Raw genomic sequence first — 25405 nt, forward strand, 5'->3', positions numbered from 1 at the left:
TACGTTGTAAAAAACAAGGTGTGATGTCGAATGAAGTGGATTTCTATCCATTCTAAAAAGCGTTTACGTGTTTTATATGTGTTGTTTATGTGTGTAGCAGTGGCGATTGTGATTAGGTTGTTCTTTTTGCAAGTTTTAGATCAAAAAGAACTGACAACCAAGGCAGAGGAGAATTGGGATCGAGAAATTCCATTTGCAAATGAACGAGGACACATTACAGACCGAGATGGCGAAAGTATTGTAACGAATAAGTTAGCGCCAACATTATATTTCATGCCTTCACAAAGTAAAGATATTGAAGGAGCTGCCGAAAAAATTGCGCAAGTTTTAGAAGTAGATAAAGAGAAGTTATTAGAAAAAATGCAGAAAAAAGCGTACTTAGTGAAGTTAGCGCCTGAAGGTAAAAATATACCATATGAAAAAGCGGTAGAATTACAGGGGATGCAGATAGAAGGATTGTATAGTGGTGTTGACTATTCTAGGGATTATCCTTATGGTACACTATTATCTCGATTTTTAGGCTTTACTGGCTATGATGCACAAGGCTTAGCAGGAATTGAATATGAATATGATAAGTTTTTGCAGGCAAATTCTTCTGCTATCCGTCTATTTACAGATGCAAAAGGGAATAATTTACCGAATGTTTCAAGTGCCTGGAAAGCAGGCGAGGATGGCGCAACAATTGAGTTAACAATTGATGTCGATGTCCAACAGGTCGTTGAGCGTGAATTGTCACAAGCTATGAAGCGCTATGAAGCTGACCAAGCATTAGCTATTGCTATGAATCCAAATAATGGTGAAATTTTGGCATTAGCCTCCTATCCAACTTTTCATCCAGCCGAATATCAATTAGTAGAGCCAGCCATTTATAATCGGAATTTACCTGTATGGATGACATACGAACCAGGTTCAACGTTTAAAATTATTACCCTTAGTGCTGCATTGGAAGAAAATCTAGTTGATTTAGAGAATGAAACTTTTTATGATCCAGGTTATACGATGGTGGCTGGAGCAAGGCTTCGATGCTGGAAACGTGAAGGGCATGGGCATGAAACGTTTTTAGAGGTCGTTGAAAACTCCTGTAACCCCGGCTTTATAGAATTAGGACAGCGCCTAGGTAATGAGCGGTTGTTGCAGTATATTAAAGATTTTGGCTTTGGTCAAAAGACAGGTTCTAATATTGCAGGTGAAGCATCAGGTATTTTATTTTCGAAGGAAGCCTTTGGACCTGTTGAGCAAGCCACAACCTCATTTGGCCAAGGGGTAGCCGTAACACCTATCCAACAGGTTCAAGCGGTAGCCGCGGCGATAAATGGAGGCAAGCTCTTTACGCCATATGTTGTAAAGAAGGTATTTAATCCGAATTCAGGGGAAGTTATTCAAGAGACGGAACCAGTTGTAAAAAAACAAGTAATCCGTGAGGAAACCTCTGCCAAAGTTCGAGGTGCTTTAGAATCGGTAGTCGCGAACGGCTCAGGTCGACAAGCCTTTCGAGATGGATTACGAATTGGCGGTAAAACAGGAACGGCACAAAAGGTTGAAAACGGCCGTTATAAAAGTGGAGAATATATCGTATCTTTTATTGGTTTTGCACCAGCGGACAATCCGCAAATTGTTGTCTATGTGGCTGTTGATAATCCGAAAAAGACGACACAGTTTGGTGGGGTTGTAGCAGCACCTATTGTTGGGCAAATTATTGAGGATGTTGCACCATTTGTAGGTATTGAAAAATCGAAGGAACAGCTTGAAAAAGATTATCGTTATGGTGATCCAATTACTGTGAAGGTACCGAATTTTATCGGTCAAACAAAGGATGATATTGCCAAGCAATTTTATCCATTCCGTATAGAATGGCATGGCGAAGGGACTAAAATTGGTAACCAATTACCTGAGGTGGATAGTGTTATCAAACAAGACGGTACCATCCATTTATATTTGGAGAACTAATATAACTTTACCTTTAAAAAATGGGAAAGAACCACTATTATTATGAAGGGTAGTAATAAATAAATGAAAGTTTATGCTTTTTTCTTAAAGAAGAAAGTGAAACAAGATTTAAAGGAGATTTTTCAATGAAACTCGCAACAACACTTACCATTTTAGCTCTTGCTTTTATAGTAACAGTTATCCTGGCACCAATTAGTATTCCACTTCTTCGTCGTCTCAAGTTTGGGCAAAGTATTCGTGAAGAGGGACCAAAATCACATATGAAAAAAGCTGGTACACCAACAATGGGTGGAATTATTTTCTTACTTTCTATCCTCCTAACAACTGTTGGTGTAGGTAGCTTTTTAGATTTATTAACAACACAAACCGTAGTACTATTATTAGTCTTAGCAGGGTTTGGCTTAATAGGTTTATTGGATGATGGTTTAAAGGTTGTCTTTAAAAGAAATTTAGGGTTAACCTCTCTACAAAAGTTAATTGGTCAAATTATCATTGCTATTCTAGCTTATTTCCTACTCCATGTAGGATCGTTTGATACTACGCTTGCCATTCCATTTACAGAGTGGACAATTGATCTTGGTGTATTCTATGTGGCCTTTTTAATATTCTGGTTAGTAGGCTTCTCCAATGCGGTGAATTTAACAGATGGATTAGACGGATTAGTGGCAGGTACTGCTTCAATTGCCTTTGCGGCGTTTGGTGTAATTGCACTATTCCAAAGCCAAGCAGATATCGCTCTCTTTACATTTGCTGTAACAGGTGCTTTATTAGGGTTTTTACTATTTAACGCGAATCCAGCAAAGGTATTTATGGGGGATACAGGGTCATTAGCATTAGGTGGGGCCTTAGCTATGGTATCTGTATTAGTAAAAGAAGAGTTCTTACTTTTGCTTGTCGGCTTAGTGTTTGTAATCGAAACATTATCCGTTATTTTACAGGTAGGTAGCTTTAAACTTCGTAAAAAGCGTATTTTTAAAATGAGCCCTATCCATCATCATTTTGAATTATCAGGTTGGTCAGAATGGAAAGTAGTGCTTGTTTTCTGGTCAACTGCCCTAGCAGTAGCATTGATTGCAGTCTTATCGGAGGCGTTCTAATGAAAAACTATACAGATTTACAACATAAAAAAGTACTTGTGTTAGGTCTAGCAAAAAGTGGTGTGGCCGCTGCTGAAATTTTACATGAGCTTGGCGCCTTTGTAACAGTCAATGATTCCAAACCCTTTGATGAAAGTCCAGATGCACAAGGATTACTACAAAAGGGAATAACAGTGATTTGTGGTCGCCATCCTGAAGATTTACTTGATGAAGGCTTTGAATTAGTAGTCAAAAATCCAGGGATTCCTTATAGCAATCGCATTGTGGCAGATGCTATAAGTCGTGACATTCCTGTTTGGACTGAGATTGAGCTTGCCTATTTAATTAGTGAGGCACCATTCATTGGTATTACAGGCTCAAATGGCAAAACAACGACGACAACTTTAATATTCGACATGTTAAATAACGGCAACAAAAACCCATTGATTGCTGGAAATATCGGGACAGTTGCTTGTGGTGTTGCTAAAGAGGCTAATGAAGATGACATTATTGTAACGGAATTGTCTTCTTTCCAATTGATGGGGACAAAAACATTTAAGCCTAAAGTTGCTATTTTAACGAATCTTTATGATGCACATTTAGATTATCATGGAACATTTGACAAATATGCAGAAGCGAAGTTTGGTGTTACACGAAATCAAGATGATAGTGATTATTTTATTTATAATGCGGATCAACCGGTTGTCGTTGGATATGCTGCTCAATCAAATGCACAAAAAGTTCCATTCAGCTCAAAAGGACGTACGGCAGACGGCATCAGTGCAGATGAGACAACAATTTATTGGCAAGGTGAACCCTATATGGAGCGAGCAAACATCGCCTTGCCTGGTAAGCATAATTTAGAAAATATACTTGCCGCCGTTGCAGCTTGTATTCTGGTAGGCTGTGATAAAGAGAAGATGGAAGAAGTCTTAGCTACTTTTGGTGGGGTTAGACACCGGACACAATTCGTGCGTGAATGGAATGGTCGAAAGATTTACAATGACTCGAAGGCAACCAATTGTCTAGCAACAAAGAGTGCATTAGATGCTTTCCAAGCACCTATCATTTTACTTGCAGGTGGTTTAGATCGTGGACATTCCTTTGAAGAACTTCGACCTAGTATGAATCATGTAAAAGGTGTTGTTGCATTTGGAGAAACAGGCTTACGATTTGTAGAATTTGCAAAATCGTGTGGTGTTGAACATACAGTCATTGCTCAAAATGTAGAAGACGCTGTACATTATGCAGCTCCGATGTCAGCAGAAGGGGATATTATTTTATTATCTCCAGCTTGTGCAAGTTGGGATCAATATGACAGCTTTGAAATACGCGGAGATGTTTTTATTGATGCTGTAATGAAGCTGTAATGAGCCTGTAACTATTTTAGAATATACTTGACTTGGAAGGATGGCATTACTGAGAGGGAAAGAAAGCTACTTATTGCTCGTCACAACTTTGATGCTATCAATAATCGGCATTATTTTCGTCTATTCTGCAGGTACCTATTGGAGTGCTGTTCATTATAGTGGAAAAATGCCGTTTTATATGAAGCAAAGCGTATACTTTGTGGTAGCCATTGCAGTATTTTTAATCACGATTCGATTAAATATTTTGAGAGAGCAGTCCTTTTGGAAAATGGCCTATATATTTTCGTTAATTTTACTTGTTCTCGTGCTAATCCCAGGAATTGGACTAGTACGAAATGGATCACAGAGCTGGATTGGGATAGGTCCTTTAACTATCCAACCAGCGGAACTAGCGAAAATAACTGTCATTGTGTACTTAAGTCATATACTAGCGCAACATAAAACAGGTACAATGATTGTGAATTGGCGCCACGGGTTCATCTTGCTATTACCTGTCATTCTTATCATGTTACAACCAGATTTTGGGTCTGTTTTTATTCTTGTTGTATCGGTGTTTTTATTATTTTTTGTCGCTGGGTATCCGTTAAAGCTGTACGCTATGATTATGTTAGCTGGAGTTGCTGGATTAGTAGGGCTAATCGCAACAGCACCATATCGTCTAAAGCGAATAGAAGCATTTCTTGATCCATGGGCTGATCCTTTAGTGAGTGGATTCCAAGTAGTGCAATCCTTAATGGCAATAGGGCCAGCGGGGATTTTTGGCCATGGTTTTGGACAAAGCCGTCAAAAGTTTCTGTACTTACCAGAACCTCAAAATGATTTTATTTACGCTATTATTTTAGAAGAAGTCGGATTGATTGGTGGCCTTGTTATTTTAATGCTTTTTGTACTGACAATCTATGCAGGTTATAAATTTGCTGTCCAGGCTAAAAATCGAACATCCTATTACGCCATTATTGGGCTTGTTACGATGCTAATGGTGCAAGCGTTTTTGAATATAGCTGTTGTGATTGGTTTAGTACCAGTAACGGGTGTTACTTTGCCTTTTATTAGCTACGGAGGAACATCTTTAGTAACAATGTGGTTAATAATAGGTATTATTTATCAATTAGCGAAATAAATATAAAGGAGGAGTACTTTTTGGAGAAAGTAATCGATATAGAAGATCGCATACCTACGCTAAAAAAGCGACGAAAAAAGCGTACAAATCGGAAATTTATAGTGCTAATATTACTTTTCTTTATTGTGTTAGCAGTACTCCTTTATTTTCAATCTCCATACAGTAACATCAAAAAGATAACCGTCAATGGTGCTAAGCTTGCGAATGAGGAATATTATGTGAAGGCGAGTACACTTACGCCTGGTAAATCAATGTGGGGTTTCAAAGTGGAAGATATTGAGAGGATTTTATTAAAGGATAAGTGGGTAAAAGAAGTACATGTTAAACGTAACTGGCTTCAAGGCGTAACGATTGACCTGAAGGAATGGAAAAAAGTTGCGTATTTAGCTGGGGACGGTACTTATTATCCTTTGCTAGAAAACGGCAAACGCTTTGAACAAACGGGAAATGATACGCCCATTGATGCACCAGTTTTTATCGGTATAACCGGTGAAAAAACAATTAATAAACTTGTTGAGCAACTAGCGCAATTAAAGCCAGAAGTTTTAGCTTTAATTTCCCAAGTTAACACGAATAGTAATGATGCAAATCCGAATGCAGTCAAACTTTATATGAATGATGGCTATGAAGTACGTGCTGTTATTCAAACGCTAGCGGAGAAGCTAAATTATTACCCTTCTATAGTAGCGCAAATTGCCAACTTAGAAAAAGGCGTGATTGATTTAGAGGTCGGTTCCTACTATCGTCCTTTTAACGAAGAGTACAACAAGATAGACATTGATATGGAAGCGAATGCAGATGGGGAATTGGTTAACCAGGAAGTGACGGAAGATGAACAACAAGAAGAATAGCAAAGGGAATTTTTTTACTAGAAAACAATTTGAATTACTAATTGTTTGTGTGACAACAGGATTTATTATCGGCTATTCCTACAACCAGGCAAAAGATAACCGGGAAGCAGGAGCGATTGATTCAGAGCTTTTTGAGCAAGAAGATTCCTATCGCGAGGAGTTAATAACACAACAAGAACGCAATAAAGAACTCACTGAAGAATTAAATACTTTACAAGAACAAATTAGAAAGTATGAAAAATCATTTGCTTCAAACGAAAAGGACTATAAAAAGCTTGTTGAGCAAGCAGAAGATTTACGGTTATTACTTGGCGAGTTAAAAAGTGAAGGGAAGGGAATCCGAATAACCCTTCAAGATGGTGACTATGATCCGAAATCTTTTAATCCAAATGACTATATTGTCCATGAAAGCCATGTTTTTAAGTTGATGAATGAACTGAAAATTTCAGGAGCCCAAGCTATTGCTATCAATGGACAACGTGTTATGGCCAATTCCTATATTCGCTGTAATGGTCCAGTTATAACAATTGATGGTACACAACATCCAGCTCCCTTTGTGATAGAAGCAGTAGGTGATTCAGAAACATTAATGGCCTCTTTAAATTTAAGTGGAGGGGTAGTGGATCAGTTATTAAATGACAATATTGTGGTGTCATTAGAGGAAAATCAAAAGCTTACAATGCCTAAAGTAAAAGTTGAAAGTTAGGGACAAGTCCTATATTCATGTTTAAAGTCTAATTTAGCCTCCAGGTATTTGTCGATTGTAGGTTGTATTGACAATTTAACATTCGTATTCTGAGAGGCATAATACGATACGTCTAGGAGGGGCTATTTTGCAAAGAAATATGTACACCCGAATAACGTTCGTGCTATTTATTATCGGTTTGATGATAGCGGTACAATACAATACCATACAAAAACCAGCAGAGCGAGATACACGAGATATTTGGGCAATAAGAGAGGAATTAGCACTAGAAAAGCAAAGACATTCCGCATTACTGGCAGAAATTCGCTCACTTCATGAAGTAGTGGATCGCTATGAGCAATCTGAAAAAGTAAATCAGCAGGCAGCCTTAAATGAAACATTAAATCGTTTAAAGCTACAAGCTGGATTAACAGAAATTATGGGGCCCGGAGTCAGATTACGTGTAGAGCCGGCACCTGAATTAATTGAAATGGGTTATGAAATTAAAGAAATATCACCTGATTTGTTAACTCAATTATTAAATGCACTTTTTAAAAACGATGCTACTAGTGTCTCAATTGATGGCAATCGTGTTGTACAGACAACAGCCATTCGGGATATAAATGGTAAAACAACAGTGAACAGTATACCCCTGTCTTCACCGTCCTTTAAAATAGAAGTTGGGACAAGCGATTTTAAAGCAGCGCAAAAATTGTATAATTCACTACAAGCCTCAACGTTTATAGACTCGTTTTATTTAGATAATTTTAACTTAGTAATTGAAGATCCAACTGAACAGTTACAAATTCCAGCATTTGATCAGCCGTTGACAAATGATTATTTAACAGAGGTAAAAAAAGGAGATTAATATATGTGGCTACCGTTTTTAGGTTTGATATTTGGACTTGCCCTTGGCTTGTTAACAAATATACAAATCCCCTCTATGTATGAAAATTATCTGTCAATAGCTGTTTTAGCAGCTTTAGATACATTATTTGGTGGTATCCGTGCTCAATTACAGCAAGTTTACGACGATAAAGTCTTTGTATCAGGATTCTTTTTTAATATAGTTCTAGCAGCAGGTTTAGCCTTCATTGGTGTGAATTTGGGGATAGATTTGTATTTAGCAGCCATTTTCGCTTTTGGAGTACGATTATTCCAAAATATTGCAATAATTAGGCGTATTCTACTAACTCGTATAGATGAGAAACGTCACAAACGAAAAAAAACTTCCATAGAATGAGAGAAAAATTGATCAAAATACTCGATTTGCTTAGACATTATGGGAAATTTACAATAGAATGAAAATAAGAGCATTTTTCAAGGAGGTGCAGCGAATTGAATCAGCAAGATTTATACATTTCACTTGATATTGGGTCCTCCTCTATCAAGGTATTAATAGGTGAAATGAGTGACGGACAATTACATGTAATTGGCGTCGGAAATGTAAAATCGAATGGAGTTCGAAAAGGTGCAATTGTTGACATTGACGCAACAGTACAATCTATTCGAAAAGCAGTAGAACAAGCCGAACGAATGACAGGTTATCAAATTCATGAAGTCGTTTTAGGCGTTCCAGCTAACCAGACGATGTTACAGCTAGTTAAAGGTGTTGTCGCTGTAAATAGTGAAAACAGAGAAATTACAGATGATGATTTAGACAGAGTGGTAGAATCTGCACAAGTCATGTCAATACCTCCTGAACGTGAATTAGTTAACATCATTCCAAGACAGTTTATTGTGGACAACCTTGATGAAATTAAAGATCCTCGTGGTATGATTGGCATCCGTCTAGAAATGGATGCAACAATGATAACGACATCCAAAACGCTTCTACACAATGTTCTTCGCTGTGTTGAGCGCGCTGGGTTAAGTATACGAGAAATATATTTACAACCATTAGCATCAGGCTATTTTGCATTAACTGAAGATGAAAAAAACCAAGGAACTGCCTTTATAGACTTAGGAGGCGGATCTACAACAATTGCAGTATTTGAAGAAGGTTTGTTAACCCATACAGGTGTCCTACCTGTCGGTGGTGATCATATAACGAAAGATATTTCAATCGTTTTAAAAACACCAACAGAACAAGCCGAACAAATCAAACACCAGTATGGACATGCCTTTTATGATGATGCATCTGATGACGAACTCTTTGAAGTGCCTATTGTTGGCACAGATTCTACAGATCAGTACAGTCAGCGCTATATATCGGAAATTATTGGCGCTCGTTTAGAAGAATTATTGGAGTTAGTTATTGATGAATTAGCGCGTTTAGGTGTACGAGATTTACCGGGTGGCGTTGTTATAACAGGTGGTGTTGCAAAGCTTGAGGGGATAGCCCAATTGGCACGTCAAATTCTACAAACGCGTGTAAGAATCTATACACCCGATTATATTGGCGTTAGAGAGCCTTCATTTGCGACGGCAGTTGGACTTATACGTTACGCCTATTTAGAAGATGATTTTTACGGTAAAAGTTCGAATACGCAACCTATTGAATATGCAGTTGTAGGGGCTCAGCCAACTATAAGTAAAAAGCAAGAGTATTCTGCACCTTCAGAACCAAAAGAAAGCGTAATCGGGAGAGCAAAAAAATTATTTGATAAGTTTTTTGATTAACTAGAATGCGTAATGAATGATACAGAGTCGAGTTACCGTGGGAGGAAAAAAGAGATGTTAGAATTTGATACAAGTGTTGATGAACTTGCAGTAATAAAGGTCATAGGTGTTGGTGGTGGCGGTAACAACGCTGTCAATCGAATGATAGAACATGGTGTGCAAGGTGTTGACTTTATCGCTGTTAACACGGATGCTCAAGCATTAAATTTATCTAAAGCGGAAGTAAAGCTACAAATTGGTGCTAAGTTAACACGTGGATTAGGCGCAGGTGCAAATCCAGAAGTAGGAAAAAAAGCTGCTGAAGAGAGTAGAGAACAACTAGAAGAGGTTCTACGTGGTGCAGATATGGTATTCGTTACTGCTGGTATGGGTGGTGGAACGGGTACTGGTGCAGCACCAGTCATTGCACAGATCGCACGTGAATTGGGAGCCCTTACAGTCGGGGTTGTAACACGTCCATTTACATTTGAGGGTCGTAAACGCCAAACACAGGCAATCGGTGGTATTGGTGGTATGAAAGAATCTGTGGATACACTGATTGTCATCCCGAACGATAAGCTATTACAAATTGTCGATAAATCAACGCCGATGTTAGAAGCCTTCAGAGAAGCTGATAATGTTCTACGTCAAGGTGTACAAGGTATTTCAGATTTGATTGCCACACCTGGTCTTATTAACTTAGACTTTGCAGACGTGAAAACAATTATGTCTAACAAAGGTTCAGCATTGATGGGGATTGGTATTGCTACAGGCGAAAACAGAGCTTCTGAAGCAGCAAAGAAAGCTATTTCAAGTCCATTGCTTGAATCATCAATCGATGGTGCTAAAGGCGTCCTAATGAACATCACTGGTGGTTCAAATCTTAGCTTATTTGAAGTGCAAGAGGCAGCAGATATCGTAGCCTCTGCGTCAGATGAAGAAGTAAACATGATTTTCGGTTCAGTTATTAATGAAAACCTTAAAGATGAAATTATTGTTACAGTCATTGCTACTGGCTTCTCAGAGGAAGCTTTACAGCAACAACGTAATACAACGAAGCCGTCACTTAACATAAACAGACAATCTGCTCCACAGCAACAAGCACCAATTCGTGAACAACGACAAGAAATGCATGTTCAACAAGAGCAGCCACGTCAAAATCAGCAACATTATGCACAGGATGACATGCTTGAAGTCCCAGCATTTTTACGTAACCGCAAAAATCGAGGCTAAATCTATGACGTCTCGGCATCATTGGTTCCAGACTTTCGAGTTGGGGAATAGAACTTTTCTTTGTCCTTTGAAAAAGTCTACCTGATGCTTCTCTTTCGGTACAATTGCTGAAAATAAGATAAAACAAATAACTTCTAAAAAGCTCGTATTTTACATATGTAGAATACGAGCTTTTTATTTTGGCTGGCATGATGTTCAAATGTGTAAGGAAACCATGTTTTTTGTCAAAACATTTTTAGGAAATGATGCGATTGTTTGACAATATTTGTGGGAGTAACATGCTAACTTTGTATATAGGAGGCGGCTGTTATGTATGGAGAATGGCTGGTGCTCATTAATACGCTTTTTAATCTAGCGATACTCACGTTTACAGCAAGAGTCACAGGAGTCTTAGTGAAAAATTCAAGATTATTAATGAGTTCAATTTGTAGTAGTTTTGTAGCTGTCATTGGCGGTCAAATGCTGTGGACGACGATTCTTAGTTTTATATTGTTAATTGGTATAGCATTTCGCTTCAAGATTCGTAGCTTTCAAAAGCAAGGACCTATTGTGTTAACAGCAACGATCGTGATTGGTGGATTGTTAACAGCACTACAACCTTTTTTGAAAAATCTTTCTGTTACTCATTTTATTATGATTTGCTTTTTATTGGCAGTTTTAAATCTTATTGCATTTTATAAGCAATGGGGATTTGTCAAGTTAGAGCGCTTAAGTGGTCAGTTTGTATTTGATACAACTTTAAAAATTTTTGGAGCAACAATCCCGCTTTCCGCTTTTGTTGATACAGGCAATCAAGCGATTGAGCCATTATCAGGAAAGCCAGTTCATTTTGTCTCTTATACAGCATTGCGACCACACTTACCTTCAGCGTTTCGAAAATCATTAATAGAATGGCAAGAAACAGACCCATACGATGTATCTATGTTTTCTGAAGATTATCAGCGTTATATACGATTTATTCATGTCAATACGGTACAACAGCAATCAGTTGTCCTTGGTTTTCGCTTTGATGAATGGCATATAAAGGGGGAGCCTTCCCAAGTGAAAACGAATGAATACATCGTTTTAACCAAAAAAGCAAAAAATTTTCCACATAGCACAGCAGCAATTTTACATTTTTCAGCGCTTTCAAATAACTCATAGAGGGGGAGAACTATTGCTTCTTAGGCTACTTGCTAGCTTGAAAAAATTATGGAGTAAGTTTCGGAGTCGTGAAACGTACTATATAGGGGGAAATGATTCATTGCCAGTGCCATTAAGTCGAGAAGAAGAAGTTACAGTCATTGCATCCTTTATGAACGGTGATTTACGAGCTAGAGACACACTAATTGAACGTAATTTACGTCTTGTTGTTTATATAGCTAGACGTTTTGATAATACGGGAACGCCAATTGAAGATTTAATTAGCATTGGTTCCATTGGTTTAATAAAGGCGATCGAGACGTTCAATACAGATAAGAATATCAAACTTGCAACATACGCATCACGCTGCATTGAAAATGAAATTTTAATGCACTTACGAAAAACGAGTCGTATGAAGGGTGAAGTTTCACTAGATGAACCACTAAACTCTGATGCTGATGGAAATGAATTATTACTGTCCGATATTTTAGGAACAGAAGAGCATATTATTCTTGATAATGTAGAGAAGAAAATAGAGCGACAGCATATGTTCCATGCCATTAATTTATTGGGTGCGCGAGAGCGTTATATTATGGAGTGTCGTTTTGGTCTCAATGGAAAAGTTGAAATGACACAAAAAGAAGTTGCCGATCATTTAGGCATATCGCAATCATATATTTCCCGTTTAGAAAAGAAAATTATTCAAGATTTACGTGAAAATTTAAATCAACCAATTTCGTAGAGAGGGAAATTTAACCTACCTAAAATTGGTCGCAGCTTTTGTGCATATTCTTGTTTCTCTCGGACAAACTGATGTCACGGTTTAGTCAGAGAATAACATCCGGAGGAATCGAATATGCGAACAAAAGTAGATCTTTGCGGCTTAGATACATCGACTTTGCCAATTTTAAAGCACGAGGAAATGAAGGAACTCTTCATCCGCTTACAAGCTGGAGAAACTGAGATTAGGGAAGAGCTTGTAATGTGCAATTTAAGGTTAGTGCTAAGTATTGTCGGTAGATTTGCCTATCGGGGTGAACAGGCAGATGATTTATTTCAAGTAGGCTGTATTGGCCTCATGAAAGCCATTGATCATTTTGATTTAAAGCATAATGTACGATTTTCGACATATGCTGTACCGATGATCATTGGAGAAATTCGTCGCCATCTGCGTGATCATCATGCATTACGTGTATCTCGCTCTCTAAGAGATATAGCTTATAAGGCAATGCAGGCAAAAGAGCAGTGGATAACCGATAATTTGCGAGAACCAACGATTGAAGAAATTGCTGAGATGATTGACATGAAAAAAGAAGATGTGTTATTTGCTTTAGATGCTATTCAAGATCCTGTTTCCTTGCAAGAGCCTATTTACTCAGACGGTGGAGACGCTGTTTATATGATGGATCAATTACGTGATGATGATGTATCAGAGGATCAATGGGTTGCCTACGTGTCGGTAAAGGAAAGCTTGCAAAAGCTAGATGAACGTCAGCAAATGATCGTTGCAAAACGTTTTTATTATGGGGAGACTCAAACAGAAATTGCTAAGGAACTAGGGATTTCTCAAGCACAAATTTCGCGTCTTGAAAAAAATGCGATTGAAACAATGCAAAAGGATTACAAATAAAAAAATGCGCATCGAATTATTCGGTGCGCATTTTATCTTCATTCAATGAACAAATGATACATAAAATAAGTGACAGCAAAGTTTGATGAAGGACATGAATGGAACGTTCAAAAGTAATTGATAGAGGAGGTATGTCATTGCGTTTTTCGATGTTACAGCAAAAAGAAGTCATTGAAGCAGGAAATGGACGATTTATAGGCTTTGTAATAGATGCCGAAGTATCAAAAGAAACGGGCTATGTGACAGCATTTTTAATTGCAGAGCCTCGTAAATATCTTGGTTTTTTTAAAGGGGAAGAGTCTGTTAGAAAAGTGTATATGAAAGATGTGCTTGTTGTTGGCAAGGACGTTATTTTAGTAAAAGCACTTTCCTAAGACATCTGTTTATAAAATTGAGATCATGTACGCTGACATAGGTCAGGCTATTCATTGATAAATCAAGCATTGCTTGTTACAATAAAAGAAACTATTGTTGTAAAGTTGGGAAAAACAGTGACAAAAATCTTAACAAATTTAAACAAACTACAGGATTTAATAGCAGCAGCAGAAAAAAAAGGCAATCGTCAGAGCAATCATGTTCAAATAATTGCGGTGACAAAAGAAGTTTCTGTTGAAAGAACGCAAGAAGCAATTGATGCCGGTCTCACTCATTTAGGAGAAAATAGACCCGAAGGCTTACATCGTAAAATTACCGAGATTCAAGCTGATGTGTACTGGCATTATATCGGGTCACTTCAAACACGTAAAGTAAAACAAGTAATTAACAGCATTGATTTTTTACATTCATTAGATCGTTTGAGCTTGGCGGAAGAAATTGAAAAAAGAGCAGAAAAACCTGTTAAATGCTTTGTACAAGTAAATGTTTCAGGAGAAGAATCTAAACATGGTTTAACCATCGAAGAAGTTTTACCTTTTGTAGAATCATTGAAAGAATTTACAAAGATTCAAGTTGTAGGTTTAATGACAATGGCACCAAATACGGAAGACGAAGAGCTAATTCGCTCCGTTTTTAAGCAATTAAAACAATGTCAACAGCAAATAGCCGAGCAAGGATTCGCACACGCACCTTGTACCGAGTTATCAATGGGCATGTCTAATGACTTTGAAATTGCGGTAGAGGAAGGGGCTACTTTTGTTCGAGTCGGAACGGCTCTTGTTGGAAATGAAAGAGGGGAACAGGATGAGCATGAAAAATAAAATTAAAAACTTCTTTTACCTTGAGGAAGAATTAGAAGAAGAAATCACGCAAGCTCCTATTCAGCAGCAACAACCCATACAACAACAGCAACCGATTCATTCAATAAAGCCTAAAAAAACAATTAAAGAACGGAAGGCATCTATTCATGAAATTGTGCCACAAAGTTCAGCAGCAACTCCTAACAACATTGTCAGTTTACAAGCAGCTATGAGCTCTAAGGGCGCAAAAGTAGTGTTAATAGAGCCTAGAGTTTATGCAGAAGCACAAGATATTGCAGAACATTTAAAAAATAAACGTGCAACAATCGTCAATTTACAACGTATTGAGCGGGAGCAAGGAAAACGCATTATTGATTTTTTAAGTGGAACAGTCTACGCCCTTGCTGGAGATATCCAGCGTATTGGTAAAGATATTTTCCTATGCACGCCAGATAATGTAGAAGTGACTGGTGAAATTACAAACTTTATTTTAGACGATAATTAATAGCGAGGATTGTAGTTTATATGACTTTTTTTATAATACTTGGTTATGTATCGTTAGCATTTAGGATTTATTCATTTATGCTAATTGCCTATATTTTAATGTCTTGGGTGCCTGCCGCTCAAAATTCAGCCATTGGTCGCATGCTTGAAAGAGTGTGTGAACCATATTTAGGGATATTCAGAAAGTTTATTCCGCCACTTGGAATGATAGATATTTCACCAATTGTGGCTATCTTTATGCTGAATTTTATTGAAAGAGGGCTTGTTATAGTCATTCAGAAAATATTTCTTATGTTCGTTTAGAAGTAAATCCTCACGTTTAGGTGGGGATTTTTTATTTATGGGGAATACTAGTTTTACTACGTTCATCCAACAAAGCAAATAGGAACTAGTGAAAGAGGAGACAACAAGATGGAACACTTAATCCAGCATTTTCGAAAAGATGAGCAGCCTTTTATTGAACAAGTGCTAAGCTGGCAGCGTGAGGTAGAGGATCGCTATGCACCCAAGTTGACCGATTTTCTTGACCCAAGGCAACGTTTTATTGTGTCATCGGTTATTGGACAGGACGACACTCTAAAGACAGCTTGTTCAGGGCTATTTGATGGAGCAGAGAGGCAGCGTATGCTCATTTTTCCTGCGTACTATGAAGCTACAGATGAAGACTTTCAACTGACAGCCTTTACCATCCAGTATCCGACTAAATTTATTCAACTGCGTCATCCAGATGTTTTAGGGGCATTGTTATCATTAGGCTTAAACCGTAGTAAATTCGGTGATATTCGTGTCAATGAGCAGCAGGTGCAATTCGTTGTCGCACAGGAGGTAGCGGATTATGTCCGTTTACATTTAACGGGTATTGGTAAAGTAAAGGTACATGTAGAATCACTAAAGGAAGACGCCCCACTGCTTATCAATGAGGAAGAGTGGTTTGAGGAAGCACATACAGTTTCTTCGATGCGTTTAGATGTGATCATTGCGACGATTTTAAATGTGTCACGCCAAAAGGCACAAGCATTAATTACTGGAAAAAAAGTGCGTGTCAATTGGACGGAGCGGGATACTGTCGCTTTTGAATTACAAGAGGGTGATGTTTTATCGATACGTGGAAGCGGTCGTGTCAAAATTATTATGACAGAAGGCCGTACAAAAAAGGATAAAATCCGTCTACAAATCGGTCGATTGGCCCAAAAAAGCTGAAAGTGAAGTAAATTTCATTAATTTTTACTGCTAAGTTGTCGGAACAATTGTATAATAGAAACTACGAATGTACTTGTAAAGGAGAGAAGGATTGTATGCCATTATCACCTATTGATATACATAATAAGGAGTTTACAAAAGCCTTCAGAGGTTATGCTGAAGATGAAGTAAATGAATTTTTAGATCAGATTATTAAAGACTACGAAATTTTGCTTAGGGAAAAAAAGGAAGTCGATAAGCAATTAGAAATGGCATTAGAACAAGCGAGGCATTTTAACTCCTTAGAAGAAACTTTGCAGAAATCTATTGTAGTAGCGCAAGAAGCTGCAGATGAAGTGCGAAGAAATTCACAAAAAGAGGCTAAACTCATTTTGAAAGAAGCAGAGAAAAATGCTGATCGAATTGTCAATGAAGCTTTAACGAAGGCTCGTAAGGTAACGATTGAAATTGATGAGCTAAAAAAACAATCTAAGGTTTTCCGTAATCGTTTTAAGATGCTTGTAGAGGCACAGCTTGACTTACTGAATGCAGATGACTGGGATCATTTGCTACAATACGATATTGATTTAACTGAAATTCAGGCGTCTGTTGAGGAAGCACAGGAGTCCGAAGATATGTAACTTTTCTTTTACAATTGAAACTTGACGCGATTGTATGAATTTCATATACTTTGTAATAGTAATTATTTTGAACAGATACGCATAGAGGCAGAGACGAAGACAGTATTTGTTAGGCGTAGTGAAGCGATTTGGGGACAGTGCGAGCCCAAACATGCAACTAACATTGAACATCACTTCTGAGCTAAATAGCTGAAAAAAGTAAGTTATTTCGTGTTGCACGACGTTAACGTGCTTGAAAGAGGTAGTACAATAATTTTTGTGCTACAAGTAGGGTGGTACCGCGAGTAGAAGCTTCTCGTCCCTTAGTGGGATTGAGGGCTTTTTTTATTTGTTTGCGAATCGTTTTAGCTGAATTTGCCAATAACTGTCCTATGTGAAAAATGTCTATTATGCTTGTGGAAAATAAAGGAGGAATTTTAAATGGTTGAATACAAAGATACATTATTAATGCCAAAAACAGATTTTCCAATGCGCGGAAATCTTCCAGCAAATGAGCCAAAAATGCAAGATAAATGGAATGACATGGATATTAACAAATTACAAATGGAACGTACTGAAGGTCGTCCAGAGTTTGTCCTACATGATGGTCCTCCATATGCAAATGGTGATATCCACATCGGCCATGCATTAAATAAAGTATTGAAAGATATGATTACACGTCACCGCTCCATGACTGGCTACCATGTTAATTATATTCCTGGTTGGGATACGCATGGTTTACCAATTGAGCAAGCATTGACAAACAAAGGTGTAAAGCGTAAAGAAATGTCAGTAGCAGCATTCCGCCAACTTTGTGAAGAATATGCGTATGAACAAATTGACAATCAACGTACGCAATTCCGACGTCTAGGCATTCGCGGTGATTGGGAAAATCCATATATTACATTGAAACCTGAATTTGAAGCACGTCAAATTGAAGTGTTTGGTAAAATGGCGGAAAAAGGTTACATCTATAAAGGGTTAAAACCAGTTTATTGGTCTCCATCTTCTGAATCTGCTTTGGCAGAAGCTGAAATTGAATACAAGGATATTAAATCACCATCGATTTATGTAAGCTTTGCTATTAAGGATGCGAAAGGTGTTGTTCCAGCAGATGCTAAATTTATCATTTGGACAACAACTCCTTGGACATTACCAGCAAACTTAGGGATTTCTTTGAACCCTGAATTTATCTATGTAGTAGTTGCTGTGGCAACTAAAAAATTCATTATCGCTAAAGAATTATTAGAGTCAGTGGCAACTGCTCTTGAATGGGAAAACTATGAGGTTGTTCAAGAAGTAAAAGGGGATGCACTAGATCGTATTGTAGCCCAACATCCATTCTATGATCGAGAATCTCTAGTGATGGTTGGAGATCATGTTACTGCAGATGCGGGTACAGGTTGTGTTCATACAGCGCCAGGACACGGGGAAGATGATTATCATATTAGTAAACAATATGGCTTAGGCATTCTTAGTCCTCTTGATAATAGTGGCTGCTATACAGAAGAAGCACCTGGTTTTGAAGGCGTATTTTATAATGATGCCAATAAACTAGTAACAGAAAAACTTAAAGAAGTGGATGCATTAGAAAGTCTTAGTTTCATTACACACTCTTATCCACATGACTGGCGTACAAAAAAACCAGTTATTTATCGTGCGACACCACAATGGTTTGCATCTGTTGAAGCATTCCGTGGTGAGTTACTTGAGGCTGTTAAAGCAACAACATTCACACCAGCTTGGGGAGAAACACGCCTTTATAATATGATTCGTGACCGTGGAGACTGGGTAATTTCACGTCAACGTGCTTGGGGCGTGCCAATTCCAATTTTCTACGCTGAAAATGGTGAACCAATTATTACACCTGAAACAATTAGCCATATTTCTGCTTTATTCCGTGAGCATGGATCAAATATTTGGTTCCAAAAAACAGCGAAAGAATTATTGCCAGAAGGCTTTACACATCCAGGTAGTCCGAACGGCGAATTTACAAAAGAAAATGATATTATGGACGTTTGGTTCGATTCAGGTTCATCTCACCAAGGTGTACTTGTTGAACGAGGCATGAAATATCCAGCTGATTTATATTTAGAAGGCTCTGACCAACACCGTGGTTGGTTTAACTCATCACTAATTACATCTGTAGCTATCAATGGTTACGCACCATACAAAGGACTTTTAACGCATGGTTTCGTTCTTGATGGTGAAGGACGTAAAATGAGTAAATCATTAGGAAATGTCATTATTCCACAAAAAGTAATGGATCAATATGGTGCAGATATTCTACGACTTTGGGTTGCTTCTGTGGACTATACAGCTGATGTGCGTATTTCTATGGATATGTTAAAGCAAGTGTCAGAAGTGTACCGTAAAATTCGTAACACGTTCCGTTTCTTACACGGCAATATTGCTGATTTCGATCCAAAGAAAGATCGTGTAGCTTATGCAGAGCTTCGTGAAATGGATCAATACGTGTATATGCGCTTGCAAGATGTTTTAAAAGCTGTGCGTGCAGCCTACGATCGTTATGATTTCGCTGCTGTTTATCATGTAGTCAATAATTTTGTAGCTGTGGAGTTATCTTCATTCTATTTAGATATTGCGAAAGACGTAGTTTATATTGAAGGTCATGACAACAAAGACCGTCGAGCAATGCAAACAGTAATTTACGATACATTAATGACATTAGTTAAAATTATGACACCAATTATTCCTCATACAACAGACGAGATGTGGTCTTACCTCCACGCTCAAGGGGTTGTAGAGGAAGTGTCGGTTCAATTAACAGACTTCCCAGAGGTAGATGTTCAAGCGAACTTTGACAGTCTTCGTGAGAAATGGGAAAAAATTATTGATGTGCGTGACGATATTTTAAAAGCATTAGAGGAAGCGCGTAACGCTAAAACAATTGGTAAATCACTTGAAGCAAAAGTGACTGTCTATGCAAAAGAAGATGTTGTCGTATTATTGAATGATGCGAACATTGATTTTGCACAACTTTCTATCGTTTCAGCATTTGAGGTAGCTGCAATTGAAGAAGCGCCTGCAGAAGCTTTAGCACTTGAGCATGTTTCCATTGTTGTTGAGAAGGCTACAGGTGAGAAATGTGAGCGCTGCTGGTCAATTTCAGAAACAGTTGGAACAAATGAGGCACAACCAACAGTTTGCGCTCGCTGTGCAGAAGTTGTAGAAAAATATTACGCTTAAGTTTTCTTTTAATAACAAGAATCTGCATACAATGTAGATATAGGCAAGTCTCCTTTTAAGGGGGCTTGCTTTTTTTCATGAAGATTTAGCAGATTCTTTTAGCTGGAACTATTTAAATAAAATTTCTTTCGTATTGCGGTAGTCTGTTGGTGAGATCCCTACATATTTTTTAAAGGTTAGACTGTAATAATTAGGCGTGTTAAAGCCACAAGTGGAGGCGATTTTTTCTATGGTGTAGTCGTATTTACGTAAAAAGGGTAATGTTTTGATGATGCGAGTAAAGGCAACGTAGTCAACGAAATTTCGACCAGTCTCCTTTTTAAATAGTCTGCTAAAATGTGTGGAGCTAAAGTTTATATAGTTTGCCACATCACGAATGGTTAGTTGCTCGTCATAATGCTCTTCAATATAATGGATGGCTTTTTGAAGCTGCTCATGCTTTGTTAAATCCTCGTAATATCTTATATGAATGTTATCGATAGGTGGTTTTCTTCGTGCTTTTCGTGCTTGGCTATAGGACTCTTTCACTTGCATAGCGTCCTGAAATACACTACCAACCCCCATAAACAAATGAATGCAATAGTCCCTTTTCAGTGTTTCAATAACTTCTAAAAGACAGGCTTCTCCCTCTGACCAATGTTTGAATGAGTTGTACTCACGCGGAATTCGCATGAGAAGTAGTAAATAGCGTTCAAAATGTAAAAAGGACAAAGGTGCTTGATTTACGAAATTTTGACGGAAAATATTGGTGATGATACTGCTTGCATCTGCTTTCTTATCATCTCCATCGATATAGCCTTGAATTAAAAACACAATATTAGGTATACAGTTTGATGATAGAAAGGATGAAGATTGGATAATTTCTTGTTCATTGTCGACTTCACCCCGTATTAAACGCTTTAAAAATGCTTCTCGGAACGGTGAGGTATGATGTTGGGACACTTGTTGTGATAGCTCAAGCAGTGTGAGTGAACTAGCCTTTTTTTCCTGATAGGCTGTATACAGCTTCTTTACAATTCGTAAAAATTTTGATTTTTGTAATGGTTTTATGAGAAGTGCAGGTAAAACTAATTCAATGGCTATACCAGTTGAGTAGGTAAGGTGTTCTGTAACAACCGGGACAATTATACTGTTAGGATAATTTCTTTTTAATCGATTAATCTTTACCCAATCAAATAACCGATTGACTTCATAGACAATAATGGCCTCATCTTCTGGCTTTGATACTTTACTTTCCTCAAAAGCGTTTGGTAAAACCTCTTGTAACCATTCACTCATTTGTTGCTTGTCAAATGAGCTTTCCATATACCATACCACCTTTAAAATGCTACCATCCCCCTGTGAATTGAAAAGATAGAAATATTTTAACTTAAAATAGCAATTTTTTGTACTAATACAGCAATATTTTATATCTATATTGTAGTTGAAATAGAATAAAATAATTGTAGTAAATAATAATTTGAAATTTCAGATAATTATTTGCTGATAAGAAAAAGGGGGAGTTGGCTTATGGCGGAAGTTGGAAGTCATGATTATGACTACGTGGAGGCAGGAACTATTGATGTGAAAGATTTGCCTCCTCTTGATGCTACAACAAACAAAATTATGAAAGATGAATTTACAACAGGTTTAGGTTTATCGGTATTTTACTTTATTTTGATTTTTAGTATCCCTGTTATGAATTGGTTTGCTCCAGAGTTTGCATTTAAGAAAATTTGGGGTGGAATGACAGTTACATGGTTTGTAACAACGATTGTGATGATGGCGATGGCATTTATTATTGCCTATGTGCATACAGCCTTGTACGAAAAGCGCCTAAAAAAATATGATTTAGCAAATAAGTAGTTGGAACAAAGGGGGAAATGTTGAATGATAGAAGCGCTATTAGAACCAAAGATGTTAATGACCATTGCTTTAATGGGAACGATTGTATACATTACGTATTTAACTAAGAGAAATGCAACAGCATCGGATTTCTTTGTAGGAGGACGAAGCTTTGGATGGTTTACGAATGGTTCTGCGATTGGTGGGGATTATTTAAGTGCAGCAACATTCCTTGGGATCGCTGGTTTAACATTTCAACTAGGCTATGATGGGGCTTATTATGCTTTTTGTTTCTCTATTGGGTTAACATTATTAGCTATTTTTGTAGCCGGTCCGTTAAGACGTTTTGGTGCATTTACAGTTGCAGATTTTTTAGGTTATCGTTTTCATAGTAGACGAGCTCGCCTAGTAGCAGTTGCGGTCGTTTTAGCTATCTCGGGCTTTTATGCAGCTCCCCAATTATTAGGTGCGGCTCAAATTTTAAGTATGTTTTTTGGTACTTCCTATGAATTCGGCATTATCTTTACTTGTATTGTGATGGTTTTTTATGTAGGGATTGGAGGAATGAAAGGAACAACCATCAATCAAGCTTTAGAGCTTTGGATTCGTCTTGGAGCCTTTATTGTCATGTTAATAGCTGCGGTTTATAGTGGCTTACATTATGATAAAATTCTCGCAGCTATTAATTCCTTTAGTGGACCTATCACTGGTACTTCACCGTATGCTTTGGATGGTAGTGATGTCAATTTTGATGGGGGTGCTTGGACAGGCACAGGCTTCTATTTCCCAACGTTTTGGCAAACTATTAGTATGACGATTGGTTTAGCGTTAGGAACGATTGGACTGCCTCATATATTATTGCGTTTTTATACAAATCCTAGTGCGAAAGCAGCACGTAAATCTGCACTGATGGCTATCGGTATTGCCAGCGTATTCTTCTTATTAGCTGTTTATCTAGGTGTTGTAGGTCGCTCCATTTTCATTTCTGGGACAGCTAGTGAGGAGGTAATGCGTGATTTAGTATTAGGTGGAAATAATATGGTGATTCCTACTACGGCACTTGCATTAGGAGGAAAATGGTTACTTGGTTTAGTTATTGCAGGTGCGTTTGCAGCCATATTCTCCAACCTTTCAGGGCTGTTTATCACGAGCTCAGGTGCGCTAGCTCATGATTTATATGCCAATATTATGAAAAAGGACATTACACAAAAGCAACGTGTTGTTGCTGGAAAAGTAGCTATATTATTATTAGGTATTTTATATGGAGCACTGGGATTACTTGTGAAAGATGCATCTATTGGACATTTAGTTGCACTTGCCTTTACTGTCGCAGCAAGTACATTCACACCCATATTTATTTTAGGTATTTGGTGGAGAGGCATGACCGAGAAGGGAGCCATTGCGGGTTTACTAATTGGTCTTGCCGTGTCCATGTGGATGATCTTTTTACCAGGAACATTACCAAGCTTCTTACAGTTTAAAATTCCAGGTATCGTGACAGTGCCTGTTGGTTTCTTATCAGTTATCATTGTGTCATTATTAGATCGTAAAGTCCCTGCTGATGTGAATGATTTCATGAAGCGGGTACATGCAAAAGAATCGGAAACGGTATAACATACAAAATCATAGCTATTTCTATTGCTTGAAAAAGTGATAGGAATAGCTTTTTATATTCTTGAAGCACATTGGGAATCCGCCATATTTTGATGTGATATTAGTTATTGTCATTGGTTCTGTTATGGTAGAATAGGTAAGATGTTGAGTGAACGGAGGAATGTCTGTGTATAAATATTATGGATTGGCCGCCTTTGTCGTTTTATTGGATCAATGGACAAAATGGCTAATTGTAAAAAATATGGAGTATGGTGAACGTATTGCTGTGTTGGACCCATGGTTTGGCATTTTATCTCATCGTAATAAAGGGGCAGCATGGGGGATGTTAGAAGGGCAAATGTGGTTGTTTAGCATTGTCACAGTTGCTGTTATCTGTGCCATTCTCTATTTTTATCATAAAGAAGCAAAAGGTAAGCCTGTTTTTCAAGTAGGCTTAATGCTCTTACTCGGTGGAGCGGTAGGGAATTTTATTGATCGACTATTTAGGGGTGAAGTGGTCGATTTTGTAGATGTTTTAATACCAATTATAAATTATGATTTCCCTATATTTAATGTAGCGGATGCTGCCTTAACCATAGCAGTTGTCGTACTGATGATTGGTTTGATTATGGAAGATAAAAAAGAGAAGAGACAGGTGAAACAATGACGCAAGTAACTTATACAATCGAAGAACAACAGCAGGGAGAGCGTATTGATAAGGCACTTTCAAGCTTACAAACCGAGTGGTCACGTACACAAATCGGAAACTGGATTAGTGAAGGGATCATTCAAGTGAATGGCGAAGCTGTAAAAGCAAAATATAAGGTTAAAGCTGGTGACATCATTGCTATTGATGTTCCGGAAGTTGAAGAATTGGATGTTGTCGCAGAAAACTTAGATTTGGATATTGTTTATGAGGATGCAGATGTCCTTGTAGTAAATAAACCAAAGGGTATGGTGGTACATCCAGCGCCAGGTCATATGACAGGTACTTTAGTGAATGGGTTAATGTATCATTGTAAGGATTTATCGGGTATTAATGGTGTGCTTCGACCTGGTATTGTCCATCGTATTGATAAAGATACATCAGGCTTATTAATGGTTGCTAAAAATGATACGGCACATGAATCATTAGTCAATCAGTTGGTCAATAAAACGGTTACCCGTAAATATATTGCACTTGTACATGGACATATTGCACATGATAAGGGAACAATTGACGCGCCAATTGGTCGTGATCAAAAGGACCGTCAAAAACAGGCAGTAGTCGATAATGGTAAACACGCTGTTACACACTTCCAAGTTGTGGAGCGTTTTGGTGACTATACACTGGTGGAATGTCGTTTAGAAACAGGACGTACACACCAAATCCGTGTGCATATGAATTATATCGGCTTCCCACTTGTTGGAGATCCGAAATATGGACCAAAAAAGACAATCGACTTTGGTGGACAAGTTTTACATGCAGCCACATTAGGATTCGATCATCCTTCATCAGGTGAATATTTGGAGTTTGAAGTACCACTTCCAACTGATTATGAGCAATTATTAAAGGATTTACGAAATAGGCATTGACGGATACGAAAAGAAAGTCTATACTAACGACAGTGAATGAACAACTTAACTAAATATTCACCTTTAATAGCAGTCCAGAGAGGCTGAGAA

General features: G+C 37.8%; 25 protein-coding genes and 1 other annotated feature. Of the genes, 24 read left to right on the forward strand and 1 reads right to left on the reverse strand.

Going from position 1 to position 25405, the window contains the following annotated elements; genetic code table 11:
- Positions 1 to 30: 30 nt before the first annotated feature.
- The 20 genes from MKY49_RS04320 to ileS all read left to right on the forward strand — a co-directional run bounded on the left by MKY49_RS04320 (position 31) and on the right by ileS (position 20323).
- Positions 31 to 1947 (forward strand): stage V sporulation protein D, encoded by a 1917-nt coding sequence (locus tag MKY49_RS04320; protein WP_274795862.1) that lies wholly within the window; start codon positions 31 to 33, stop codon positions 1945 to 1947.
- A 125-nt stretch (positions 1948 to 2072) separates the two neighbouring features.
- Complete coding sequence (gene mraY / locus MKY49_RS04325; RefSeq protein ID WP_341385677.1) at positions 2073 to 3044, forward strand: phospho-N-acetylmuramoyl-pentapeptide-transferase; 972 nt, start codon at positions 2073 to 2075, stop codon at positions 3042 to 3044.
- A complete protein-coding gene (gene murD, locus MKY49_RS04330) occupies positions 3044 to 4393 on the forward strand; it encodes a UDP-N-acetylmuramoyl-L-alanine--D-glutamate ligase (protein ID WP_312506805.1) in 1350 nt (449 codons plus the stop codon). Before mraY ends, murD begins: the two co-directional genes overlap by 1 nt.
- A gap of 40 nt (positions 4394 to 4433) precedes the next feature.
- Positions 4434 to 5513, forward strand: a complete 1080-nt coding sequence (ftsW, locus tag MKY49_RS04335; RefSeq protein WP_341385678.1) for a putative lipid II flippase FtsW — start codon at positions 4434 to 4436, stop codon at positions 5511 to 5513.
- Positions 5514 to 5533: 20 nt separating this feature from the next.
- Positions 5534 to 6364, forward strand: coding sequence for a cell division protein FtsQ/DivIB (locus tag MKY49_RS04340; RefSeq protein ID WP_274795866.1), 831 nt, complete (start codon positions 5534 to 5536; stop codon positions 6362 to 6364).
- On the forward strand, positions 6345 to 7070 hold the full coding sequence (locus MKY49_RS04345) for a DUF881 domain-containing protein (protein WP_341385681.1): 726 nt from the start codon (positions 6345 to 6347) through the stop codon (positions 7068 to 7070). Before MKY49_RS04340 ends, MKY49_RS04345 begins: the two co-directional genes overlap by 20 nt.
- Before the next feature lie 127 nt (positions 7071 to 7197).
- Positions 7198 to 7917: a DUF881 domain-containing protein gene (locus MKY49_RS04350; protein ID WP_274795868.1), complete on the forward strand. Its 720-nt coding sequence runs from the start codon at positions 7198 to 7200 to the stop codon at positions 7915 to 7917.
- Between the two features lie 3 nt (positions 7918 to 7920).
- Positions 7921 to 8292, forward strand: coding sequence for a small basic family protein (locus MKY49_RS04355; protein WP_274795869.1), 372 nt, complete (start codon positions 7921 to 7923; stop codon positions 8290 to 8292).
- A 95-nt stretch (positions 8293 to 8387) separates the two neighbouring features.
- The gene (gene ftsA, locus MKY49_RS04360) at positions 8388 to 9671 is read left to right on the forward strand and encodes a cell division protein FtsA (protein WP_274795870.1); all 1284 of its coding nucleotides are present in this window, start codon (positions 8388 to 8390) and stop codon (positions 9669 to 9671) included.
- A 54-nt stretch (positions 9672 to 9725) separates the two neighbouring features.
- Positions 9726 to 10883, forward strand: a complete 1158-nt coding sequence (ftsZ, locus tag MKY49_RS04365) for a cell division protein FtsZ (RefSeq protein WP_274795871.1) — start codon at positions 9726 to 9728, stop codon at positions 10881 to 10883.
- A 309-nt stretch (positions 10884 to 11192) separates the two neighbouring features.
- Positions 11193 to 12026, forward strand: coding sequence for a sigma-E processing peptidase SpoIIGA (locus MKY49_RS04370; RefSeq protein ID WP_274795872.1), 834 nt, complete (start codon positions 11193 to 11195; stop codon positions 12024 to 12026).
- Between the two features lie 13 nt (positions 12027 to 12039).
- On the forward strand, positions 12040 to 12747 hold the full coding sequence (sigE, locus tag MKY49_RS04375; RefSeq protein WP_009373518.1) for an RNA polymerase sporulation sigma factor SigE: 708 nt from the start codon (positions 12040 to 12042) through the stop codon (positions 12745 to 12747).
- Between the two features lie 114 nt (positions 12748 to 12861).
- Entirely contained in the window at positions 12862 to 13635 is a 774-nt protein-coding gene (gene sigG / locus MKY49_RS04380) for an RNA polymerase sporulation sigma factor SigG (RefSeq protein ID WP_004227313.1), read from the forward strand.
- A 131-nt stretch (positions 13636 to 13766) separates the two neighbouring features.
- The gene (locus MKY49_RS04385) at positions 13767 to 14009 is read left to right on the forward strand and encodes a PRC-barrel domain-containing protein (protein ID WP_225340754.1); all 243 of its coding nucleotides are present in this window, start codon (positions 13767 to 13769) and stop codon (positions 14007 to 14009) included.
- A 117-nt stretch (positions 14010 to 14126) separates the two neighbouring features.
- Positions 14127 to 14831, forward strand: coding sequence for a YggS family pyridoxal phosphate-dependent enzyme (locus tag MKY49_RS04390; RefSeq protein WP_284702025.1), 705 nt, complete (start codon positions 14127 to 14129; stop codon positions 14829 to 14831).
- Entirely contained in the window at positions 14815 to 15315 is a 501-nt protein-coding gene (locus MKY49_RS04395) for a cell division protein SepF (protein ID WP_274795875.1), read from the forward strand. The genes MKY49_RS04390 and MKY49_RS04395 overlap by 17 nt, the downstream gene beginning before the upstream one ends.
- Before the next feature lie 20 nt (positions 15316 to 15335).
- Complete coding sequence (locus tag MKY49_RS04400; protein WP_274795876.1) at positions 15336 to 15617, forward strand: YggT family protein; 282 nt, start codon at positions 15336 to 15338, stop codon at positions 15615 to 15617.
- 108 nt (positions 15618 to 15725) lie between these two features.
- Entirely contained in the window at positions 15726 to 16514 is a 789-nt protein-coding gene (locus tag MKY49_RS04405) for a YlmH family RNA-binding protein (RefSeq protein WP_322604664.1), read from the forward strand.
- Positions 16515 to 16609: 95 nt separating this feature from the next.
- Positions 16610 to 17134 carry a DivIVA domain-containing protein gene (locus MKY49_RS04410; protein WP_322604663.1) on the forward strand — a complete coding sequence of 175 codons (525 nt, stop codon included), beginning with the start codon at positions 16610 to 16612 and terminating at the stop codon, positions 17132 to 17134.
- A gap of 81 nt (positions 17135 to 17215) precedes the next feature.
- Positions 17216 to 17440, forward strand: a binding site (T-box leader).
- Between the two features lie 114 nt (positions 17441 to 17554).
- On the forward strand, positions 17555 to 20323 hold the full coding sequence (gene ileS, locus MKY49_RS04415; protein ID WP_341385682.1) for an isoleucine--tRNA ligase: 2769 nt from the start codon (positions 17555 to 17557) through the stop codon (positions 20321 to 20323).
- A 108-nt stretch (positions 20324 to 20431) separates the two neighbouring features.
- On the opposite strand, the gene MKY49_RS04420 is transcribed toward ileS, so the two are convergent.
- Positions 20432 to 21628 carry an AraC family transcriptional regulator gene (locus MKY49_RS04420; protein ID WP_322611388.1) on the reverse strand — a complete coding sequence of 399 codons (1197 nt, stop codon included), beginning with the start codon at positions 21626 to 21628 and terminating at the stop codon, positions 20432 to 20434.
- Between the two features lie 204 nt (positions 21629 to 21832).
- Between MKY49_RS04420 and MKY49_RS04425 the strand changes: the two genes are divergently transcribed.
- The 4 genes from MKY49_RS04425 (at position 21833) to MKY49_RS04440 (ending at position 25315) form a co-directional block, all read left to right on the forward strand.
- On the forward strand, positions 21833 to 22168 hold the full coding sequence (locus MKY49_RS04425; protein WP_274795881.1) for a hypothetical protein: 336 nt from the start codon (positions 21833 to 21835) through the stop codon (positions 22166 to 22168).
- Positions 22169 to 22192: 24 nt separating this feature from the next.
- Positions 22193 to 23761, forward strand: coding sequence for a sodium/solute symporter (locus MKY49_RS04430; RefSeq protein WP_274795882.1), 1569 nt, complete (start codon positions 22193 to 22195; stop codon positions 23759 to 23761).
- A gap of 166 nt (positions 23762 to 23927) precedes the next feature.
- Positions 23928 to 24407, forward strand: coding sequence for a signal peptidase II (gene lspA, locus MKY49_RS04435; protein ID WP_274795883.1), 480 nt, complete (start codon positions 23928 to 23930; stop codon positions 24405 to 24407).
- On the forward strand, positions 24404 to 25315 hold the full coding sequence (locus tag MKY49_RS04440) for an RluA family pseudouridine synthase (protein WP_341385683.1): 912 nt from the start codon (positions 24404 to 24406) through the stop codon (positions 25313 to 25315). The genes lspA and MKY49_RS04440 overlap by 4 nt, the downstream gene beginning before the upstream one ends.
- Positions 25316 to 25405 lie beyond the last annotated feature (90 nt).

Origin of the sequence: Lysinibacillus sp. FSL M8-0134 (assembly GCF_038069745.1) — a bacterium.
GTDB lineage: Bacteria > Bacillota > Bacilli > Bacillales_A > Planococcaceae > Lysinibacillus > Lysinibacillus irui.

Coding starts and splice junctions, on each gene's coding strand:
- mraY (WP_341385677.1), top strand. CDS start 2,073: ATGAAACTCGCAACAACACTTACCATTTTAGCTCTTGCTTTTATAGTA.
- MKY49_RS04425 (WP_274795881.1), top strand. CDS start 21,833: ATGGCGGAAGTTGGAAGTCATGATTATGACTACGTGGAGGCAGGAACT.
- MKY49_RS04420 (WP_322611388.1), bottom strand. CDS start 21,628: ATGGAAAGCTCATTTGACAAGCAACAAATGAGTGAATGGTTACAAGAG.
- ftsZ (WP_274795871.1), top strand. CDS start 9,726: ATGTTAGAATTTGATACAAGTGTTGATGAACTTGCAGTAATAAAGGTC.
- MKY49_RS04385 (WP_225340754.1), top strand. CDS start 13,767: ATGTCATTGCGTTTTTCGATGTTACAGCAAAAAGAAGTCATTGAAGCA.
- MKY49_RS04320 (WP_274795862.1), top strand. CDS start 31: ATGAAGTGGATTTCTATCCATTCTAAAAAGCGTTTACGTGTTTTATAT.
- MKY49_RS04405 (WP_322604664.1), top strand. CDS start 15,726: ATGGAACACTTAATCCAGCATTTTCGAAAAGATGAGCAGCCTTTTATT.
- MKY49_RS04395 (WP_274795875.1), top strand. CDS start 14,815: ATGAGCATGAAAAATAAAATTAAAAACTTCTTTTACCTTGAGGAAGAA.
- sigG (WP_004227313.1), top strand. CDS start 12,862: ATGCGAACAAAAGTAGATCTTTGCGGCTTAGATACATCGACTTTGCCA.
- ileS (WP_341385682.1), top strand. CDS start 17,555: ATGGTTGAATACAAAGATACATTATTAATGCCAAAAACAGATTTTCCA.
- MKY49_RS04430 (WP_274795882.1), top strand. CDS start 22,193: ATGATAGAAGCGCTATTAGAACCAAAGATGTTAATGACCATTGCTTTA.
- MKY49_RS04410 (WP_322604663.1), top strand. CDS start 16,610: ATGCCATTATCACCTATTGATATACATAATAAGGAGTTTACAAAAGCC.
- MKY49_RS04345 (WP_341385681.1), top strand. CDS start 6,345: ATGAACAACAAGAAGAATAGCAAAGGGAATTTTTTTACTAGAAAACAA.
- MKY49_RS04370 (WP_274795872.1), top strand. CDS start 11,193: ATGTATGGAGAATGGCTGGTGCTCATTAATACGCTTTTTAATCTAGCG.
- murD (WP_312506805.1), top strand. CDS start 3,044: ATGAAAAACTATACAGATTTACAACATAAAAAAGTACTTGTGTTAGGT.
- MKY49_RS04400 (WP_274795876.1), top strand. CDS start 15,336: ATGACTTTTTTTATAATACTTGGTTATGTATCGTTAGCATTTAGGATT.
- MKY49_RS04355 (WP_274795869.1), top strand. CDS start 7,921: ATGTGGCTACCGTTTTTAGGTTTGATATTTGGACTTGCCCTTGGCTTG.
- ftsW (WP_341385678.1), top strand. CDS start 4,434: ATGGCATTACTGAGAGGGAAAGAAAGCTACTTATTGCTCGTCACAACT.
- MKY49_RS04440 (WP_341385683.1), top strand. CDS start 24,404: ATGACGCAAGTAACTTATACAATCGAAGAACAACAGCAGGGAGAGCGT.